Annotated in this window: 19 protein-coding genes; 8 read left to right on the top strand and 11 right to left on the bottom strand. The window is 68.2% G+C overall.

The window, feature by feature from the left end; all coding sequences use genetic code 11:
• Positions 1 to 45: 45 nt before the first annotated feature.
• Entirely contained in the window at positions 46 to 2,088 is a 2,043-nt protein-coding gene (locus tag ACIG5A_RS27930) for an SDR family oxidoreductase (protein ID WP_397245191.1), read from the top strand.
• A 213-nt stretch (positions 2,089 to 2,301) separates the two neighbouring features.
• On the opposite strand, the gene ACIG5A_RS27925 is transcribed toward ACIG5A_RS27930, so the two are convergent.
• Positions 2,302 to 2,778 carry a DUF1772 domain-containing protein gene (locus ACIG5A_RS27925; protein WP_397245189.1) on the bottom strand — a complete coding sequence of 159 codons (477 nt, stop codon included), beginning with the start codon at positions 2,776 to 2,778 and terminating at the stop codon, positions 2,302 to 2,304.
• A gap of 44 nt (positions 2,779 to 2,822) precedes the next feature.
• Positions 2,823 to 3,194, bottom strand: coding sequence for a DUF4267 domain-containing protein (locus tag ACIG5A_RS27920; protein WP_397245187.1), 372 nt, complete (start codon positions 3,192 to 3,194; stop codon positions 2,823 to 2,825).
• 80 nt (positions 3,195 to 3,274) lie between these two features.
• Between ACIG5A_RS27920 and ACIG5A_RS27915 the strand changes: the two genes are divergently transcribed.
• Positions 3,275 to 3,838: a TetR/AcrR family transcriptional regulator gene (locus ACIG5A_RS27915; protein WP_397245185.1), complete on the top strand. Its 564-nt coding sequence runs from the start codon at positions 3,275 to 3,277 to the stop codon at positions 3,836 to 3,838.
• A gap of 2 nt (positions 3,839 to 3,840) precedes the next feature.
• Here the strand turns inward: ACIG5A_RS27915 and ACIG5A_RS27910 are convergent, their stop codons facing one another.
• From ACIG5A_RS27910 to ACIG5A_RS27900, 3 genes are all read right to left on the bottom strand, one after another.
• Positions 3,841 to 4,788, bottom strand: coding sequence for a hypothetical protein (locus tag ACIG5A_RS27910; RefSeq protein WP_397245183.1), 948 nt, complete (start codon positions 4,786 to 4,788; stop codon positions 3,841 to 3,843).
• Positions 4,789 to 4,907: 119 nt separating this feature from the next.
• Complete coding sequence (locus ACIG5A_RS27905; RefSeq protein WP_397245181.1) at positions 4,908 to 5,513, bottom strand: cutinase family protein; 606 nt, start codon at positions 5,511 to 5,513, stop codon at positions 4,908 to 4,910.
• A 220-nt stretch (positions 5,514 to 5,733) separates the two neighbouring features.
• Positions 5,734 to 6,741: a zinc-binding alcohol dehydrogenase family protein gene (locus tag ACIG5A_RS27900; RefSeq protein WP_397245179.1), complete on the bottom strand. Its 1,008-nt coding sequence runs from the start codon at positions 6,739 to 6,741 to the stop codon at positions 5,734 to 5,736.
• 230 nt (positions 6,742 to 6,971) lie between these two features.
• Here ACIG5A_RS27900 and ACIG5A_RS27895 point away from each other — a divergent pair, with 230 nt between their 5' ends.
• Together ACIG5A_RS27895 and ACIG5A_RS27890 are read left to right on the top strand one after the other, a co-directional pair.
• Complete coding sequence (locus tag ACIG5A_RS27895; RefSeq protein ID WP_397245177.1) at positions 6,972 to 7,595, top strand: TetR/AcrR family transcriptional regulator; 624 nt, start codon at positions 6,972 to 6,974, stop codon at positions 7,593 to 7,595.
• A gap of 8 nt (positions 7,596 to 7,603) precedes the next feature.
• On the top strand, positions 7,604 to 9,289 hold the full coding sequence (locus tag ACIG5A_RS27890) for an FAD-binding dehydrogenase (protein WP_397245174.1): 1,686 nt from the start codon (positions 7,604 to 7,606) through the stop codon (positions 9,287 to 9,289).
• On the opposite strand, the gene ACIG5A_RS27885 is transcribed toward ACIG5A_RS27890, so the two are convergent.
• The 6 genes from ACIG5A_RS27885 to ACIG5A_RS27860 form a co-directional block, all read right to left on the bottom strand.
• Complete coding sequence (locus ACIG5A_RS27885; RefSeq protein ID WP_397245172.1) at positions 9,286 to 10,128, bottom strand: expansin EXLX1 family cellulose-binding protein; 843 nt, start codon at positions 10,126 to 10,128, stop codon at positions 9,286 to 9,288. The two genes, ACIG5A_RS27890 and ACIG5A_RS27885, sit on opposite strands and share 4 nt — an antisense overlap.
• Before the next feature lie 281 nt (positions 10,129 to 10,409).
• Entirely contained in the window at positions 10,410 to 11,561 is a 1,152-nt protein-coding gene (gene ribB / locus ACIG5A_RS27880) for a 3,4-dihydroxy-2-butanone-4-phosphate synthase (protein ID WP_397245170.1), read from the bottom strand.
• Positions 11,562 to 11,619: 58 nt separating this feature from the next.
• Positions 11,620 to 12,237, bottom strand: coding sequence for a PadR family transcriptional regulator (locus ACIG5A_RS27875; protein ID WP_397245168.1), 618 nt, complete (start codon positions 12,235 to 12,237; stop codon positions 11,620 to 11,622).
• 67 nt (positions 12,238 to 12,304) lie between these two features.
• Positions 12,305 to 12,820: a hypothetical protein gene (locus ACIG5A_RS27870; protein ID WP_397245166.1), complete on the bottom strand. Its 516-nt coding sequence runs from the start codon at positions 12,818 to 12,820 to the stop codon at positions 12,305 to 12,307.
• A gap of 86 nt (positions 12,821 to 12,906) precedes the next feature.
• Positions 12,907 to 14,052: an acyl-CoA dehydrogenase family protein gene (locus tag ACIG5A_RS27865; RefSeq protein WP_397245164.1), complete on the bottom strand. Its 1,146-nt coding sequence runs from the start codon at positions 14,050 to 14,052 to the stop codon at positions 12,907 to 12,909.
• Between the two features lie 70 nt (positions 14,053 to 14,122).
• The gene (locus ACIG5A_RS27860; RefSeq protein WP_397245162.1) at positions 14,123 to 14,860 is read right to left on the bottom strand and encodes an IclR family transcriptional regulator; all 738 of its coding nucleotides are present in this window, start codon (positions 14,858 to 14,860) and stop codon (positions 14,123 to 14,125) included.
• A gap of 392 nt (positions 14,861 to 15,252) precedes the next feature.
• Here ACIG5A_RS27860 and ACIG5A_RS27855 point away from each other — a divergent pair, with 392 nt between their 5' ends.
• From ACIG5A_RS27855 to ACIG5A_RS27840, 4 genes are all read left to right on the top strand, one after another.
• The gene (locus ACIG5A_RS27855; protein ID WP_397245160.1) at positions 15,253 to 17,052 is read left to right on the top strand and encodes a multicopper oxidase family protein; all 1,800 of its coding nucleotides are present in this window, start codon (positions 15,253 to 15,255) and stop codon (positions 17,050 to 17,052) included.
• Positions 17,053 to 17,140: 88 nt separating this feature from the next.
• Positions 17,141 to 17,488, top strand: coding sequence for a hypothetical protein (locus ACIG5A_RS27850; protein WP_397245158.1), 348 nt, complete (start codon positions 17,141 to 17,143; stop codon positions 17,486 to 17,488).
• Positions 17,489 to 17,507: 19 nt separating this feature from the next.
• Complete coding sequence (locus tag ACIG5A_RS27845; protein ID WP_397245156.1) at positions 17,508 to 17,990, top strand: nuclear transport factor 2 family protein; 483 nt, start codon at positions 17,508 to 17,510, stop codon at positions 17,988 to 17,990.
• Positions 17,991 to 18,001: 11 nt separating this feature from the next.
• Positions 18,002 to 18,415, top strand: coding sequence for an SRPBCC family protein (locus ACIG5A_RS27840; RefSeq protein ID WP_397245154.1), 414 nt, complete (start codon positions 18,002 to 18,004; stop codon positions 18,413 to 18,415).

Below are 18,415 nucleotides of genomic sequence, written 5' to 3'. Positions count from 1 at the left end.
GCGTTGTGCCACAACTTGGTTCGAGTGAACAGCAGGAGAGGGGCGATGGTTTCCTACATCGTGACGGGCGGTACGGGTTTTCTCGGACGACGAGTTGTGCAGGGGTTGCTCGACAAAGAACCCGATGCCATCGTGCACATTCTGGTGCGCACGGCATCGCTGGCGAAGTTCGCCGAACTCGCGGCGGGCTGGCGGGGCGGTGATCGCGTCTTCGCGCTCCCCGGTGACCTGACCGCCGAACGGCTCGGCCTCGACGGCGACGCGCCCGCCGCCGAGCACATCATCCATCTCGGCGCCGTCTACGACATGACCGCCGACGAGAACACCGCGCACGCCGCGAATGTCGCTGGTACCAGGGCGGTTGTCGGGCTGGCCCGCGAGCTCGGCGCGACGCTGCACCACGTGTCCTCGGTGGCCGTGGCGGGCGATCACAAGGGCAAGTTCTTCGAGGAGGACTTCGATCTCGGCCAGCGGCTCGAATCGCCGTACCACCGCACCAAATTCGCGGCGGAGAAGCTGGTCCGCGAGGCACGCGGGGTGCGCTGGCGGGTGTACCGGCCCGCCATCGTCGTCGGCGATTCGCGCACCGGCGAGATGGACAAGATCGACGGCCCGTACTACTTCTTCCCGGCCATCGCCAAGCTGGCCGCGCTGCCGTCCGAGCTGCCGATGCCGCTGCCGGACCTGGGCTCGACCAATATCGTGCCCGTCGACTACGTCGCGGGCGCGATGGTCGAACTGGTGCGCAAGCCCGGACTGGATGGGCGCACCTTCCACCTGGTGAACCCGGAGCCGCAGCCGTTCGGCCGGGTCTACAACGCGCTGGCCGCCGCGGCGGGCGCACCGGCCGGGATCGGACCGGTGCCCGGCAGCGGGCGCGCGCTCAGCGGGCTCTCGCACCTGCCCGGCGTGCCCACCGTGCGCGATTTCCTGTTGTCGCAGATGGGAATTCCGGCCGAGGTCGCACCGCACACCTCGTTCGCCGCCGAGTTCATCTCCGATTCCACCCGCGCCCAGCTGCGCGGTACGCCGGTGCCGTCGTTCGACAGCTATGCCGCGCGGCTGTGGGAGTACTGGAGCGAACACCTCGACCCGCACCGTGGCCGTGCCGTCGAGACCGGCGATCCGCTGAGCGGGCGCGTCGTGCTGATCACCGGCGCGTCCTCCGGCATCGGCCTGGCCACCGCGCACGCGGTCGCCAAGCGCGGCGCCACCGTGCTGATGGTGGCGCGCGGCCGCGAGGACCTGGTCGCCGCCGCGGACGCGGTGACCGCCGATGGCGGTGTCGCCAAGGCCTATCCGTGCGACATCACCGATCCGGAGGCGGTCGACGCGCTGGTGCGCACGCTGCTCGACGATCACGGGCACGTCGACTACGTGGTGAACAACGCGGGCCGCTCGATCCGGCGCGCGGTGGCCAACTCCACCGACCGCATGCACGATTTCGAGCGGACCATGGCGGTCAACTACTTCGGCGCGGTCCGGCTGATCCTCGCGCTGCTGCCGTCCATGCGGGCGCGCCGCTTCGGGCACTTCGTGAACATCTCCTCGATCGCGGTGCAGACCAAGATGCCGCGCTTCGCCGCCTACGTGGCGAGCAAGTCGGCGCTGGACAACTTCAGCGAGATCGCGGCCGTGGAGAACCGCGACGCGGGCATCACCTTCACCTCGGTGCGGATGCCACTGGTGCGCACACCCATGATCGCGCCGACGGACCTGTACAAGGCGCTGCCGCTGCCCGATCCGGACCAGGCCGCCGCCATCGTGATCCGCGCGCTCGAGGAGCGCCCGCATCGCATCGACACCCCGGTGGGCACCTTCGCCCAGGCGGTGGAGCTGCTGATGCCGTCGGTCAAGCGCACGATCATGCACCAGGGCTTCCGCCTCTTCGGCGAATCCCGTGCGGCACAGGGCGCTTCCGCGAAGAAGAAGGCGCAGGAGCCGGCGGCCGACACCGAGCCCGAGTCGGCGGAGTCCACTCCCGGGCGCAATCCACTGTCACTGCTCGCCCCCGTGGCGGTCCCGCTGATGGCACTGCCGAGCCCGGCCGCCCGCATGGCCAGGATCGTGCCCGGCCTGCACTGGTAATAGCAAACGGCGCCCACGGCTCTCAGCCGTGGGCGCCGATACCAACGGTGCGATCATCGACAGATGGCCGAGGGCACCGTGAAATTCTTCGAACCCGAGAAGGGCTGGGGCGCGATCAGTTCGCCCGAGGCCGTGCGGCAGGACGGTTTTCGCTACCGCGCGACCACGGTGCGCAAGCACTGAGCGACGGGCTCCCGCCGCTCGGGCGCACCGTCATATCAGGGCGACGGTCGCGGCCAGGCCGGTGATCGCGACCACTTGCAGCGCGACCCGCACAGTGATGACGCTGTCCCACTTCTCTTGCAGCGCACGGGCATTCGGCGGGATATCGCCCGACTGCGCGGCGGCGGTCTGCGCGGTGTTCACCGGCTTGGCGACGCGCACGTAGATGGCGAGCCAAATCACCAGCGCGGCAACCGCGATACCCGCTGCGACAGCGGCGCCGGTATGTCCGGCCAGCGCCGCGAGCACGGCGGTCAGCACCGCGGTGACGACGCCGCTCACGCCGAAGATCGGCATGCGCTTGTCGCCGTAGTAGTGGCCCCAGCCCGCGACCATGGTGACGGTGCGGTCGTCGAGATGGGTGTAGACCGCGCGGTTCATGACCGCCGCGCCGGTGTCGACACCGTAGACGACCGCGTTGGCCAGGATCGCGAGGATGGCGACGAGCTGGGTTGCTGTGCTGAGCATGGTGAAATCCGTTCTGTGGGGTGCGTTCTCGAGGGGCGGGGCGGTCAGCCGACCTGGAGCAGGACGGTGGCGAGCACCATCGCGGCGGCGGTGAGGCCGTGCACCCCGAACGCGGTCATCGCCGGTCCGCCGTTGCGCAGCACGATCGTGCAGTCGCCCGCCGGGATGAGTGCGAGCACCAGCATCAGCCAGCCGAGCTGATCGGGCGCGAGGAAGATCCAGACGATCAGCGCCACGCCGGTGGCGATATCGCGAATGCCCTTCACCTGCCACCAGCCCCGCGCCTCCGGCGCGGGCAGGACCGGCAGGCCGAATCCCGCGGCGTTCTTCTCGTTCTTCATCAGGTAGGCAAGGCCGATGCCGATGATGCCCAGTGCGCCGATCCAAGTGAGGGCGAGTCCGACCAGGTGTGCCATGAGATTCTCTCTAACGCCGTTCGTACATCTAACACTGTTAGGAACAGTGGTAGAGAATCTAACACAGTTAGGATGAAAAGGTGAGCCGACACGAACGCAAGGCCAGGGACCGCGAGGAGCGCGGGCGACGGATCGTCGACGCCGCGGCGCGGATCGCCGAACAGGATGGCTGGCCCGCGGTGACCATCCGGCGCCTCGCCGATCACATCGAGTACAGCGCGCCGGTGCTCTACGACCACTTCCCCGGCGGCCGGGCCGCGATCGTGAACGCGGTGGCCGTCGACGGTTGCCGTCGCTTGGCCGACGAGGTCACGATCGCGACCGCCGATGCCGCGCCGGACGGGCGACTCCGTGCCGCCATCGAGGCGTATCTGGAGTTCGCACAACAGAATCCGGCGACCTACCAGGCGATGTTCACGCTGGAGATCAGCACCGAGTTCGCCACCGAGAACACACCCCCCGAACTCCGCGACGCCTTCGCCGCCCTGGCCGCGGTGGTCGACGACGGCGTGGACGCGGGCACGAGGGCCGAGCTCCTCTGGAGCACGCTCCACGGGGTGAGCACTCTCACCCGCGACGGCCGCCTACCGGCATCGAACGCCGAAGCACGGCTGAACGGGCTGGTCCGGATGCTGAGTTCGTAACCTCAGTGCGGCGGATCGGGTTCGAAGAGCAGATCCTCGGGCAGGAACCGCAGGCTGATCTCGTCGCCGTCGACGGAGTAGACATCGTGCAGGTTGCCCCGTTCCCTGGTCGGCAGGCCGACGACATCGTCGCGGCGGATCACGTCCGCGCGCACCCAGGCATCGAACCCGGACAGGTCGCGCCCCGGATCGGCCAGGAAGTAGGACACCAGCCGCCGGTACATCTTCGGAAAGCAGACCAGCGCGGGCAGGTCCGTGAGCGAGGTGATCTTGGCTGCCTTGCCGACGCCGAAACTCTCGTGCGGCCAGAAGCCCGCGCTCGCGGCGCGCGCCGATTTCACCGCCGCGGCGCACCGATCCACCAGATCGATCGGCATCGTGCCGTAGAGCTCGGCGTAGGCGAGCCCGTCGGCGATCAGCCCGGCATTGACCGTGCCCGCCAGCGCCTCGGTGTCGATGAAGACGGCGGACCCGTCCTCCTCGGCGGCAGGCTCGGTACCGGCGGGCGGCACCAGCCCGAGTATCCGGCCGTTGCTCTCGATGCCGTTGGCGTAGACGACGCCGCGCAGCGGATGCACCGCTGCGGATTTCACCTTGTTGGGCAGATTGGGCTCGAACACCACGCCGGTGAAGCCGAGCCGGGCCAGCATCGCATCGCGGGCCGCATAGGCGAATTCGGCATTCTGGTGCCGGCCCAGATAATGCGTTTCCAGCGCGTCGATGCCTTCGAATCGAATGTTGTAGGCGCCGAGATGGCGGCGATCCGGCGGCGTGCCGCTGAAACGCCGTAGCGCCCAGACCAGATCGTCGTTGTCGGGCAGGAATGTCACGGTATCGCCGTCGGGCTCCGGACCCTGTGCCGGCAAATCCGGATAGAACAGATAGAAGTGTCCCTTGATCATTGTGTAGCGCGGACCCATCACGACGCACCCGATTTCATGTCGACGCATGCTGGCAAATTCTGTATTCCAGTGCAGCACATCGCCGCCGGCGCCGCGAGCGGAACGCGCGGCAACGGCGGGTCCGACCAATCGGCCGGACCCGCCGCCCGGATTTCCCGGTTCCGGTCTCAGACCCGGCTCGCCGCGAACCACGCGGCGTTCCAGACGAACGCGCCGTAGTTCGTATGCGCGGTCGGATCAATTCCGCCGCCGCACACCGGATCACCGCCCGCGCAGTAATTCGCGGTGCGCCAGCCGTATTCCCCCGGCACGCCCCAGCCGAGCAGCTTGATCGGATCACCGAAGAGCAGCACCGCCGCCACCTGCGCGCCCACCTCGGGCGGGATCACGTAGATGCCGGACAGCTGGGTCACGACGCCGGTACCGAGCACGCCGTGCGTCACCGCGGCGCCCTGCGAGTAGCCGGCGAGGATGAACCGCTGGTCCGGGCACATCGCGTGCTGCCGAACGAGATGGTTTGTCATATCGCGGGTTCCGTCGCTCACCGAGGAAGCGTTCGTCAGATCCGCCGGGTAGTTCACCCCGTACGCGGACGCGCTGACCGGAAGTGTTTCCAGCAGTGCGCCGTACAGCGGATCGCCGACCTGCGCGCCGAGCCAGCCGGGTTCCCCCGTACCTCGCGCGACGACGAAGTCGATATCGGTACATGGATTCGCCCATGCCGTGGTACCGAGACCCGTCGCTGTGCCGATTCCCGCGGCAAGCAGAAGCACAGTGAATGCCCTTACCACACGCCACTTCTCGAACGAATTTACCTTTCGGCTGCCCATCGTGATCACCCGCTCACGCCGTTGTGAGAAGCCCAGTGACGCTTGTCAATGACAAGCGCCACTGGGCTATATCTGCGATGGTAAGAATGGCGTGGATGCCCGTCGAGCAACTCGACGTAAGCGATATCGACTCAAGCCCGAATCGTGTCCTCGGCGGTCTTTCCTATGGAACGAGAACCGCTGCGCCGGTGAATCGTCCGTGCGCGAGGTCGGACAGCGCCCGATCCGCCGTACCGAGGGAATACCCGCGAGTGGTCACCGCTATGCGGTGAACACCGGCGTGCGTGAGGAATTCGCGGGCATCGGCGCGGGTGTTGGCGGTGACCGAGCGAATTTCGCGCTCCTGGAACAAATGATGTTGATAGTTCAGCGGCGGTATATCGCTGAGGTGGATACCGGCGACGGCGAGCACTCCCCCGCGATCGAGCGCCGCCAGCGCGGGCAGCACCAGCGCACCGACCGGTGCGAACAGAATCGCCGAATCCAGTGGCGCCGGAGGCGGATCCGCGGCGCCCTGCACCGACGCGGCGCCCAGCTCGGCGGCCAGCCGCCGCGCGGCCGGATCCCTGGTCATCACGTGCACCTCGGCGCCGCGGGCCAGCGCGACCTGCGCGGCGATGTGCGCGCTGCCGCCGAAACCGTAGATGCCGAGCCGCCCGCCCCGCGGTACGGCGGCGCGTTCGAGCGCGCGATAGCCGATGATGCCGGCGCACAGCAGCGGCGCGAGTTCGGCGTCGGTGTAGCCCGGCGGTAGGCCGAGCGCGTAATCCGCTGGGACGGTGGCATATTCGGCATATCCGCCATCGGCGTCCCACCCGGTGTACAGCGAACGGGGGCATAGGTTTTCGGCGCCGCGCAGGCAATAGCGGCAGACGCCACACGTATGCCGCAGCCACGCGATGCCGACCCGGTCCCCCACCGACACCGCGTCGGCGCCGTCGACGCCGGACCCGACCGCGACCACTTCCCCGACCACCTCGTGCCCCGGCACGACACCGGCTCGGTGCACCGGCAGATCCCCCTCGGCCACATGCAGATCGGTGCGGCACACACCGCACGCGAGCACCCGTACGAGGAGTTCACCGGCACCGGGCTCGGGGGTGGGTTCGCGCACCAGATCCAGCGGCCCGTCGCCGATCGGCCCCGGTCGCCGCGCGCGCCAGGCGATCATCGCCCACCCGCGATCGGCGATTCCCCGTACTGTCCCGCACCCCGGTGGCGAGGCCGGGCCGGGTGCGGGGGCCTGGGATGCGTGGCGCTCACGCCACTCACGCTAGCCCTCGGATATCCGCGACGAGCCGCTACCCGTCTGATACATTTATGTATCGAATACATTGATGTATCCGTTGGCCGATGTCTCCATCAGCGAGATCGTCCGGCCATCGGCCGAGGAGGTCCGCGATGACGTCACCCGTGAAGCGCGTGACCCGCCGCCGTGCCGAGACCCGCAATCGGCTGCTGACCGCCGCCTACGAGGCGTTCGCCGATGAGGGCTTCGGCCGGTCCACCGTCGAGAAGGTGTGCGAGCGCGCCGGTTTCACCCGTGGCGCGTTCTACTCCAATTTCGGCTCGCTCGACGAGCTGTTCCTCGCCATGTGGGAGCAACGCTCGGCACAGTTGCTCACCGATGTCAGGGCCACCCTCGACGAGATCTCCGTCGAACGGGTCACCGATGTGCGCACCGCGGTCGATCGGCTGACCCGTGCCGTGCCGATCGACGAGGCCTGGTATCGCATCACGGCCGAATTCACCGCGCACGCGTTGCGCACCCCGGAACTGCGCCGGGTGATGGCGGCGCGCGAGGCGGCCATCGTCGACGCGCTCATGCCGACCATCGTCGCCGCGCTCGCCCGCGCCGGGCGCACCGTGCCCGATCCCGCCGCGCTCGGCCAGGCGCTGGTGGCCGTGCACGACGGCACCACCGTTCAGGTGCTGCTCGAACCGCGCAGCCGCCGGGTCGGGCAGCGGCGCATCGATCTGTTCTGCCACGTGGTACTCGCCTACAGCACCGCACCCTCCAACTAAGGATCAACATGTCCAACTGCAGCCCCCAATTCGCGCAAGAGGCGGACGTTCTGGTGGTCGGCGCGGGCCTCGCCGGACTCGTCGCCACCCATGAGCTGGTCAAGGCGGGCCGCAAGGTGCACGTCCTCGACCAGGAGAACCGCGACAACCTCGGCGGGCAGGCGTTCTGGTCGCTCGGCGGGCTGTTCTTCGTGGACAGTCCGGAACAGCGGCGCCTCGGCATCAAGGACTCCTACGAGCTTGCCATGCAGGACTGGCTCGGCTCGGCGGGCTTCGACCGCGAGGACGAGGACCTCTGGGCGCGGCAGTGGGCGCAGGCGTATGTCCGGTTCGCTGCCACCGAGAAGCGGGATTACCTGCACGACTTGGGTTTACGCGTGACACCACTGGTCGGCTGGGCCGAGCGGGGCGGCGGCTTCGCCGACGGGCACGGCAACTCGGTGCCGCGCTTCCACCTGACCTGGGGCACCGGACCGGAGGTGGTGCGGGTCTTCGCCGAACCCGTACTCGACGGTGAGCGCCGGGGGTTGGTCGGCTTCAGCTTCCGGCATCAGGTCGACGACTTGATCGTCGAGGACGGCACGGTCGTCGGGGTGCGCGGCAGCGTACTCGAGGACAGCGAACTCGAGCGCGGCCGGGCCTCGTCACGAGATGTGGTCGGCGAGTTCGAATTCCGCGCCAAGGCGGTGATCGTCACCTCCGGCGGCATCGGGCACAATCACGAGCTGATCCGGCGCAACTGGCCGGTGAACCGGCTCGGTCCGTGCCCGGAGACGCTGATCTCCGGCGTGCCCGCGCACGTGGACGGGCGGATGCTCGGCATCACCGAGGCAGCGGGCGGCGCGATCGTCAACCGGGATCGCATGTGGCACTACACCGAAGGCATCGTCAACTGGAATCCGATCTGGCCCGACCATGCCATCCGGATCATTCCCGGCCCGTCCTCGATGTGGTTCGACGCCAACGGAAAGCGTTTGCCCGCACCGTGTTTCCCGGGTTTCGACACCAACGCGACGATGAAGGAGATCCTGGCGACCGGCTACGACTACTCGTGGTTCGTGCTCACCCAGTCGATCATCGAGAAGGAGTTCGCGCTCTCGGGCTCGGAGCAGAATCCGGATATCACCGGCAAGGATCTCAAGCTGACGCTCAAGAGCCGGGTGGCTAAGGGCGCGCCGGGTCCGGTGGAGGCGTTCAAACAGCACGGCGTCGACTTCGTGGTCGCCGATACGCTGCGCGAGCTGGTCGACGGGATGAACAAGATCGCGCGCGGCCCACAGCTCGACCTCGCCGCGCTGGAGCGCCAGATCGTCGCGCGCGACCGGGATGTCGTCAACAAGTACTCCAAGGACGGTCAGCTGGCGGCGATCACCAACGCGCGCCAGTACATCGGCGACAAGGCGGGGCGCGTGGCCAAACCGCACCGCATCCTCGATCCCGCGCACGGGCCGCTCATCGCGGTCCGGCTGAACATCCTGACCCGCAAGACACTCGGCGGATTGCAGACCAATCTGGAATCGCAGGTGATGCATCCGGACGGCAGCCCGTTCCCGGGGTTGTACGCGGCGGGCGAGGTCGCGGGCTTCGGCGGCGGTGGCGTACACGGTTACAACGCGCTGGAGGGTACCTTCCTCGGCGGCTGCATCTTCTCCGGGCGCGCCGCGGGCCGGGCGATCGCGGCGCGGCTGCGTTAGCGGCAGCCGGTCGGCCGGGTGACGCCCGGCTGCGGTTTCGGCGCGGCGGCAAAGGAACTCGGCGAGGTGATCGGGGCGAGGCTGCTCGTCGGCGGTGGCGGCACGAGATACAGGTGCGCACCGGTCGGGCGCAGGCCCGGCTCCAGCGAAATGCCGAATACCTCGGCCTGATTGCCGTGGATATCGGTCACCCGCGCGGCGAACGGGCCGCCGCCCGCGCCGGAGACGGTCCAGTAGTTGTCCATCCCGCGCGTCAGGTCCTGCCACGGTCCGCCGTCGGCCGGGCGGATCGCGGCCTCCCGCAGCGGATTTCCGGTGCCGGTGAACAGGATGGCGAACCACTCCGGCGACGCATCGGGCTTCACCTCGTAGTGCAGTTCCGGCGGCGGATCCGGATTGCGCACCACGCTGTAGGTGATTTTCGCGACGCCGTCGTGCCGGTCGGCGATCTGGTCGTAGGCGGCGGTGCTCAAATCCAGTTGTCCCGGAGCACATCCCGGGCAACGGTCGACGACGAGCGCGCGGACGTCGCCGCGCGGGCCGTGGATGTCGAGGACGGCGCCGCACGGCTCGGCCCGCCCGTACTCCGGTGTGGACATGCCGACGTAGAAGCCGTCGAGCGGCAGGGGCTCGTACGAACACGCGACGCCCGAACTGAACGCGTAGTACCGCGCCTCACCGGCGACCACCGGCTGCGGCTCCACCGTCGGCAGCGGGCTCGCCTGCGTCGCGACCGGCGGCGCGAGCATGGGCGGTGACGTGGGCGGTTGGGTGACGGCGGGCGCCGCCTCGCATCGATCCGGTTCGGGATGGGTCAGCCAGACGACAGCGCCGGCCACGGCAACCACACCGAGCGTCGACCACAACCAACCCGAGCGGAAGTGGCGCTGCTGTATCGGTATCCGGTGCATCGCTCCCCGACTCCGGCTCACCAACCCTGCGGACTGTCCATCCTGTCCCGTTCAGCAAACCAGCAGAACCGACCGCACAGGCACCGAACGAAAAATCTACGCAGTGAAACAAGCACGATTCGGCAAGCGCGGGGCAAATCGGGAGCATCCGACTGGACACCCCCGGCGCGCGCCGGAAACTGTTCGGTCGCGCCAAGGTCCCGCTGGTGTCAGGCGCTCAGCTCGGTTGCGTTGGGCAGCAGGGGCGTTCGGTGGGTGACCGCAACACCTTGCGCGGCCAGACCCGCGGCGACCGTCGAGTCGTCGTCGAGCAGGCGGACGGAGCGGATACCGAGCTCCGCCAATACCTGCGCCGCGGTGATGTAACGGCGCGCATCCGTCGACCGGCCGATGGGGCCGTCGACACCGCGGTCGTGTAATTCGTAGGCGCGCAACTTGTCGAGCAGGCCGAGACCGCGGCCCTGCTGCCCACGCAGATAGACGACCACACCGCTGCCTTCCCCGGCGATGGTCCGCAATGACGCGTCGAGATGTTCGGCGCAGTCGCAGCGCAGTGAACCGAGTACATCACCCATGAGACATTCCGGATGCAGCCGCACCAGCGCATCCTCGCCCGCGGGCCGCCCGAAAATCAGTGCGAGGGTTTCGGTTCCGCTGAGCTCGTCGCGATAGCCGACGAGCTGGAACTCGCCGTGCCCGGTCGGCAGCCTGGTCGCGACCACCCTGGTGAGCCCGCCCTCCACCCGGCGGCGGTGATCGATCAGTCCGGCGATCGAGACGATAGGCAGGCCGTGGGTATGTGCGAACTCGGCCAGCTCGGGTAGCCGCGCCTGCTCGCCGTCGTCGCGCATCACCTCGGCGATGACGCCGGCGGGCCGCAGCCCGGCGAGCCGGGTCAGGTCGACGGCCGCCTCGGCGCGACCGGCACACCCGAGCACGCCGTCCGGATGCGCGCGCAGCGGAAGCACATGGCCGGGCCTGGTCAAATCGGCTGGGGCAGTGCGTGGATCCGCGAGCAGTCGCACGGTGCGCGCACGATCCAGCGCCGAGATTCCCGTGCTCACCCCGGACGCCGCGTCCACCGCGACGGCGTAGGCGTCGCCCGCGGTGGCCTCGTGCGCGGGTGCCATCAGCGGCAGCCGCAACCGGTCGAGATCGACGCCGGGCAGCGGGACGCACAGCATGCCGCTGGTGTACCTGATCATGAAGGCGACCGACTCGGTCGTCGCCGCGGCCGCGGCGAGCACCAGATCGCCTGTGCTGTCCGGGTTCTCGGCGTCGACCAGGACGACCATGCCGCCGGAAGCGAGCGCGGCGAGCGCCGTCTCGACGCGATCGAGGTGCCAGGATTCGGTGCTCATATTTCCAGTAGATATGTTTCTACTAGAAATAGAAAGTGAAATCTCGGTGACCGAACCCCTATTTTTGCTTCGCCCGCTGCTGCACCCGCGGTGCCGCGGCGAGCTTCTGCACATCGGCGAGCAGTTCCCGCGCGAGGTCGCGCTCGGCCTCGTAATGCTTGACGCACCAGCGCAGCACGGCTCCAGGGTAGGCCGATTCCTGATTCTCGTCCGTACCCTCGGCATCCGCCTCGGCGAGCTCGCGCATCCTCTCCGCGTAACCGATGTGCTCGGTGAGGATGTCGCGCAACCGATCCGGCTCGGCGAGGTGACCGAGCCAGGCGCGCAGCATCACGCTGTGCTTGAGCACCGGCGCCTCCACCGGTGCGTGATCGACCCAGCTCGCCGCCGCGGCGCGGCCCTGCGGGGTGATCGAGTACATGCGCTTGCCGCGCACACCGTCGTCCTGCCGCACCGTGCGCGAGGCGGCGTAGCCGTGCTTCTCCAAACGCTTGAGCTCGGCATAGATCTGACTGAACGAAGGGCTCCAGTAGAAGAATTGCAGGCTCCGATCGGCCCACTTCTTCAGGTCGTAGCCGGACAGCTCCTCGGCGTGCGACAGCATGCCGAGGACGGCCCAGCTGGTGGTCGGCAGGTCGGGCGCCCCGGCCGCCGCGGCGGACTTCGCTTCGGTCACGACAGGACTATATCGCTTAGGCATATATCGGGTAATGCCGTCCGCGCGTGCGTAACTCGCTGATCCGTCAGTCGAGCTGTTCGTCGTCGGCGATCGGCTGGGTATTGCCGAGCGGCCGGTAGGTCGCGTCGGTGACCTGGCCGAAGGTGATGCCGGTGAGGCGGTGCATCAGCGCGAAGACGGCATCCTCGTCCAGTACGGCGAAACCGGCTTCCTCCGGGATCGGGTCGCCGTCGTCGACCGCGCGCTCACCCTCGGCGTCGATGATGCTGCGGACGCTGACACCGTCGACGTACCAGTCGATGGCATAGGTGCTCGCGACGCCGTGCGCGACGAAGACCAGCACCCTGCGGCCCTCGGTGAACAGCGGCGAGGACAGGTCGTAGGCGGCGCGCATATCCGGATCGGCGAGCACCGTCCACTCCCCGACCGTCGCGACCGCGTAGTCGCCGCCGAATTCGCTGCTGAAAACCTCGGAGCCCGAGGCGCTTTCGCCGGTCGGCTGCGGAGCTCCCGGCAGCAGAGCCAGCTCGTAGTCGTCGAGCGTCCCCTCCACCAGCAAGCCTGCCGCGATCCAACCCATATCCATCTCCTGTCGGCTACCCCGGCCACCAAGTCTCCCCGGCCGGTCCGCGGCGCCGTCAGGTGGGGCACCGAATCCCCGCGTGCTCAGCCGGTGAAGCCGTCCATCATCGACAGCACCCGCAGCATGACCTCGTCCGCGCCGCCGCCGATGCTCAGCAGGCGGCTGTCACGGTAGGCGCGTGCGGTCCAGTTCTCCTCCATATAACCCATGCCGCCGTGCACCTGCAGGCACCAGTCGGCGACCTGACGGCCGAGGCGCGCGGCCTCCAGCTTGGCGATGGTGGCCATCCGGGTGACGTCGTCGCCGTCGGCGTAGGCACGCGCGGTGGTCTCGGTGTACACGCGCAACATGTCGACCCTGGCGGCCAGCTCGGCGTAGGTGTACTGCAGATACTGGTTGGCCGAGAGCGGCTGGCCGAACAGTGTGCGCTGCCTGGCGTAGTCGCGGGTGAGCCGCAGTTCCATCGCGCAGGTGATCGGCACACTGTAGGCGGCGAACATCCGCTCCATCACGAACTGCGACATCTGCTGCTGGAAGCCGCGGCCGATCTCGCCGATGGTGTTGCGCACCGGGACCCGCACCTCGTCGAAGGTGAGCAGCCCGGTATCGGAGGCGCGCATGCCGAGCTTGTCGAGCTTGCGGTCGACGCGGAATCCGGCGGTATCGGTCGGCACGATGATCTGGCTGATGCCGTGATAGCCGCCCTCGGCGGAGGTGCGGACGAGCACGCACAGCCAGTCGGCGTGCACGGCATTGGTGATGAACATCTTCGAGCCGCTGATCACCCAGTCGTCACCGTCGCGGCGGGCATGGGTACGGATGCCCGCGACATCGGATCCGGCCTCCGGTTCGGTGACCGCGACACCGCACACCATTTCGCCGCGCATGGCCGGCGTCAGATACTCCTGCTTGAGTTCCTCGCTGCCGTGCGCGTGCAGCGAGGGCGTCGCCATGGCGACCTGGACGCCGAGCGCCATCGGGAACGAACCGTGCGCGACCCGGCCGAGTTCCTGGCACAGCACCATGGTGAACAGGTGATCGGCACCCTGGCCGCCATAGGCCGGATCGTATTCGAGTCCTAGCATGCCGAGTTTCGCCATCTCGGCGAAGATCTCGTGCAGCGGCATCGTTTCCGTGCGCTCCCACTCGTCGACACGCGGGTTGATCTTCTCGTCGACGTAGCGCCGCACGAGCGCACGGAACTGCTGGTGTTCGTCGCTGTAGAGCACGCCGCACTCCTACCGGGTGACGCTCGTTCTCCGCCCAGTCTGCCAGTTCCGGACGATCGCGTAGCCGGATTCAGCGCCAGCGCGCGTGCCGTGGAAACAGTGCGCGGCCCGCTTCGTGCGCCACCTCGACCAGGACGCGCGCCAGGCGTGCGGTATCCAGTGCCGGGCGGTCACCGCCGACCTGGCCCGACAGCGAGAGCGCGGCGACGGCGGCGCCGCGGCCGCGAATCGGCACGGCGACACAGGAGATGCCGGTGACGCACTCCTCGTTGTCGACGGCGATACATTGGCGGCCGCGGATACGGGCCAGCTCGCGGTGCAATTCCGCACTGTCACACAGTGTTCGGGGGGTCAGCGGCGTCAGGCGCTCGCGGAACGCGGATTCAGCGATGCTCGGTTCCAGCGAAGCGAGCAGCGCCTTGCCGAGCGCGGTGGCGTGTGCGGGCATCCGGCCGCCCAGCCGGGTCGGAATGTGCACGGTGCCACGACCGCCCGCCTTGTCCAGGTAGAGCACCTCGCGCCCGTCGAGCACGCCGAGGTGGCCGACCATGCCGGTGCGCTGGCTGAGGTCGTGCAGCAGCGGGCTCACCACATCGCGAATCTCGTTGTGATCGGCGGCGAGTCCGCCCAGTTCGAGCGGGCGCATGCCGAGCCGGTAGCCGCCGGGCGCGTGCGCGAGCCAGCGCAGCCGGATCATCTGGTCGAGGATGCGGTGCACGGTCGAGCGCGGCAGGCCGGTGCGTTCGGCGAGGCCGAGCAGCGTGAGTGTAGGCGTCGAGCCGTCGAAAGCGTCTAGTATCAGCGTCATTCGCTCGATCATGGAGACCGGCGGCTGAGCGGCGGTCGCGCGACCCGATTCCGTCAAGACCTCGACCGTCATGGCAACCTCCAGTGTGCAGCTCATACAGCTTAGAAGTATTTCGATTAGGCATGTGCACTTTCGGCACGCCAGTTTGTGTCCCCCATCACAGTGCCGTCGCCGCGCCGGAGCCGAATCCCGGAAACTACGGAGAACACTACGGATCTTCTCGGTAGCCGGAATTCGCCGTTGACAGCGCGAGGTTCCACGCGCCCGCGCCGAGGAACCGATACTGTGCGACCCGATCACCGAATAGACTGATATCAGCCACATTCGCAGTACCGAAATCGTCGTTCCATGCAGTTCCCGCCCGGCACACGCGCGCCACCGGTGATGGCGCGATGAGCAGTCTTCACCGCCGCACCTTCCTGCGGGCCGCACTGCTGTCGCCACTCGCCGCAGCATGGGCACCGGCCGCGCGTGCCGATCAGCCGGAATTACCGTGGCCGCCAACGATTTCGGGCATCCCACTGGTCTTCCGCTCGCCGCCGCTCGCGCCCTATGCCGACGAACTGCCGATACCGCCGCGCCGCGGGCCCGGCGGCACCATCGCGATCCGCGAGGGCCGTCACGCGTTCCACCGCGACCTGCCCGCCGCCCGCTCCTGGGGCTTCGACGGGCAGGCCCACCTCGGCCCGACCATCGAGGTGCGGGCCGGAACACCCTTGCCCCGAACGGTTTTCGCGAACGAACTCGGCGAGCACCTGTTCGCCGGCGATATCGATCTCGACGTGCACGGCACCGCACCGGCGGATCTGCATCAGGCCAGGATCGTGGTGCACCTGCACGGCGGGCCCAATCCCCCGGACAGCGACGGCCATCCGCTGCACACCTTCACCCCCGGCCAGGAACAGGCCTACGACTTCGGCAACGACCTGGACGCGGCCACCCTCTGGTACCACGACCACGCGGTCGGCATCACCCGGCTCAACATCTACGCCGGTCTGGCGGGCATGTACTGGGTGCGCGACGAATGGGATACCGGCCTGCCGGACAATCCGCTCGGCCTGCCGAGCGGCGACTTCGAGATTCCGCTCATCCTGCAGGACAAGCTGTTCTACCCGGATGGCGAACAGCGGGTGCACCTTTCGATGATGCTGCCGCGAAATCTGCGCGGCGGTGGGTTCGCCGGCGATGTGCTGTGCGTCAACGGCAAGGCGTGGCCGAATCTCACGGTGGGTCGCGGGCTCTACCGCTTCCGGATGCTGAATGCCGCCGTCATGAACGACTTCCACGTGTTCTTCGCCAACGGCATGCCGTTCTGGGTGATCGGCAGCGACCGCGGCCTGCTCGACCGTCCGCAACAGGTGCGCGCCTTGCTGATCGGGCCGGGTGAGCGCTACGACCTGCTCGTCGACTTCTCCGGTATGGCGCCCGGCGAGCGGGTCGAACTCCGAAACGACGCGCAGATCACCATTTTCGCGCAAGCCGACGGTTCGCACCTGGTCCCGAACGTCATGTCGTTCACCGTCGACGAGCGCCCGGCCTTCGACGCTCCGGTACCCGCCGTGCTGCGCGGTGCGCCCGGCCTGCCACCGGCCCGGGTGCCGATCGCACGGGACGAGGTCACCCTGGTGCGCACCGCGACGATGAACGAGCCGCTCGAACCGCGTCAGCCAGGACTTTCGTTCAACCTCAACAACCTGACCTTCGATTCCGACGATATCGAGATGCCCGAGCAGGGCGCGGTCGAGCAGTGGAACCTGGTGAACGTCACCGAAACCGCGCACACACTGCATCTGCACCTGGTGCGGTTCCAGGTGCTCGGCCGCCACGGGTACAACCCGTTCGCTTACAAACTGGCCTATCCGAGCCCGCCGCCCGCGGTGCGCTGGACACCCGATGCCGAACCGTTCCTGCTCGGCGCCATGGCCGGTCCACGACCGCACGAGACCGGCTGGAAGGACACCGTGCACTGTCCACCGTTCCAGGTCACGAAGATCCTGGTGCGCTTCCCCACCGAGGCCGAACTCGGTTTCGACCCGGACCGCGAATTCGCCATGGATCACCACGGCGCGCCGCTACGCGGCTATGTGTGGCACTGCCACCTCGGCGATCACGAGGACCACCAGATGATGCTGCGCTACCGCGTGGTCGCGCCCGACAGCGCCCCTGTCATCGCGCCGCACGGCACCCATTGAAGCGCTCGGCGAGCAGCGGCCGGAAGCGGGATTGCCCGGCGTGCCCGGCGGAGCTACCCTTTCGATATATGTCGATATCCTTCGCGAGGTGACCATCGTGCTCGATGCGGACAACAATCTCCTCTGGGCGCCGCGGGATGCGTGCACCCTGCCCACCGCCGATCAGCCGCTGCGCGTGGCCGAGTTCGCCGATCTGTTCGCCGCGGCCGTCCGCGACGTCGAGCGGATGTCTCCGACACTGCTGCGACTGGAGCTGGACGGCGCCCACGAGACGACGGCCAGGGAACTGGCCGCGAAAGAGGCGGGCTGCTGTTCGTTCTTCACCTTCACTTTCGCTGCGACCGAACCCGATTCGGTGCGCATGGATATCGAAGTTCCGGCGGCGCGGGCGGCAGTGCTCGACGGGCTCGCGCGACAGGCGACCGGACAGAACTAGAACAGGTTATCGTCAGGGGATGGACCTCGCCGCCATCGAAGCCATCCGCCAACTCAAGTACCGCTACTTCCGCGCGCTCGACCTGAAGGAGTGGGACGAGTTCGCCGACACCCTCGCCGTCGACGCGGTCGGCCGCTACGGTACGCACGCGCTCGGTAAGCCGCTCGAATTCGACGGGCGCGCCGCGATCACCGCGTTCATGCGCGACAACCTCGGCCCCTCGGTGCTCACCACCCATGTGGCGAACCATCCGGAAATCACCGTGGACGGCGAGATTGCCTCGGGCTCCTGGCTTTTCGAGGACACGGTGATCGCCACCGAGCACGGCGTGCTGATTCGCGGCGCGGGCTACTACGCCGACACCTACCGCCGCGACGACGACGGCCGCTGGCGGATCACCGCCACCGGCTACCGCCGCATCTACGAATCCATGCAGGCGCTCGCCGACACACCGAGCTACCGACTGCTGTCCAATATCTGGGCAGCACCGGCCGACCAGTAAGCTCGTCGGCAATGGCCACCATCCGACACGAGACACTGATCGACGTTGCCCCCGAACATGTCTGGGCCGCGCTGCGCGATATCGGGGCGGTACACGAGCGCCTGCTGCCGGAGTACGTCCTCGATACCCGGATCGATGGCGACATCCGGTTTCTCACCATGCCGGGCGGCGCGGTGATCCGTGAGCTGATCGTCACCGTCGACGACGGCAACCGCAGGCTCGCCTATTCGGCGATCGAGGGATTCCGGCTGCCGGTGACCCACCACCACGCGTCCTTCCAGGTCCTCGGCGATACGGCCGGGCGCAGCAGGCTGGTGTGGATCACCGACGTGCTGCCGCACGATATCGCCGAACAGGTCCGCGCCCGCGTCGAACGCGGCGCCCAGGTGATGAAAGAGACGCTGCAGCGCAGGCATCCGGCCTGA

The sequence above is a fragment of the Nocardia sp. NPDC052566 genome (assembly GCF_044547285.1).
In the GTDB taxonomy this organism is placed as follows: Bacteria; Actinomycetota; Actinomycetes; order Mycobacteriales; family Mycobacteriaceae; genus Nocardia.
This window is presented reverse-complemented; position numbering and strand designations above follow the sequence as displayed.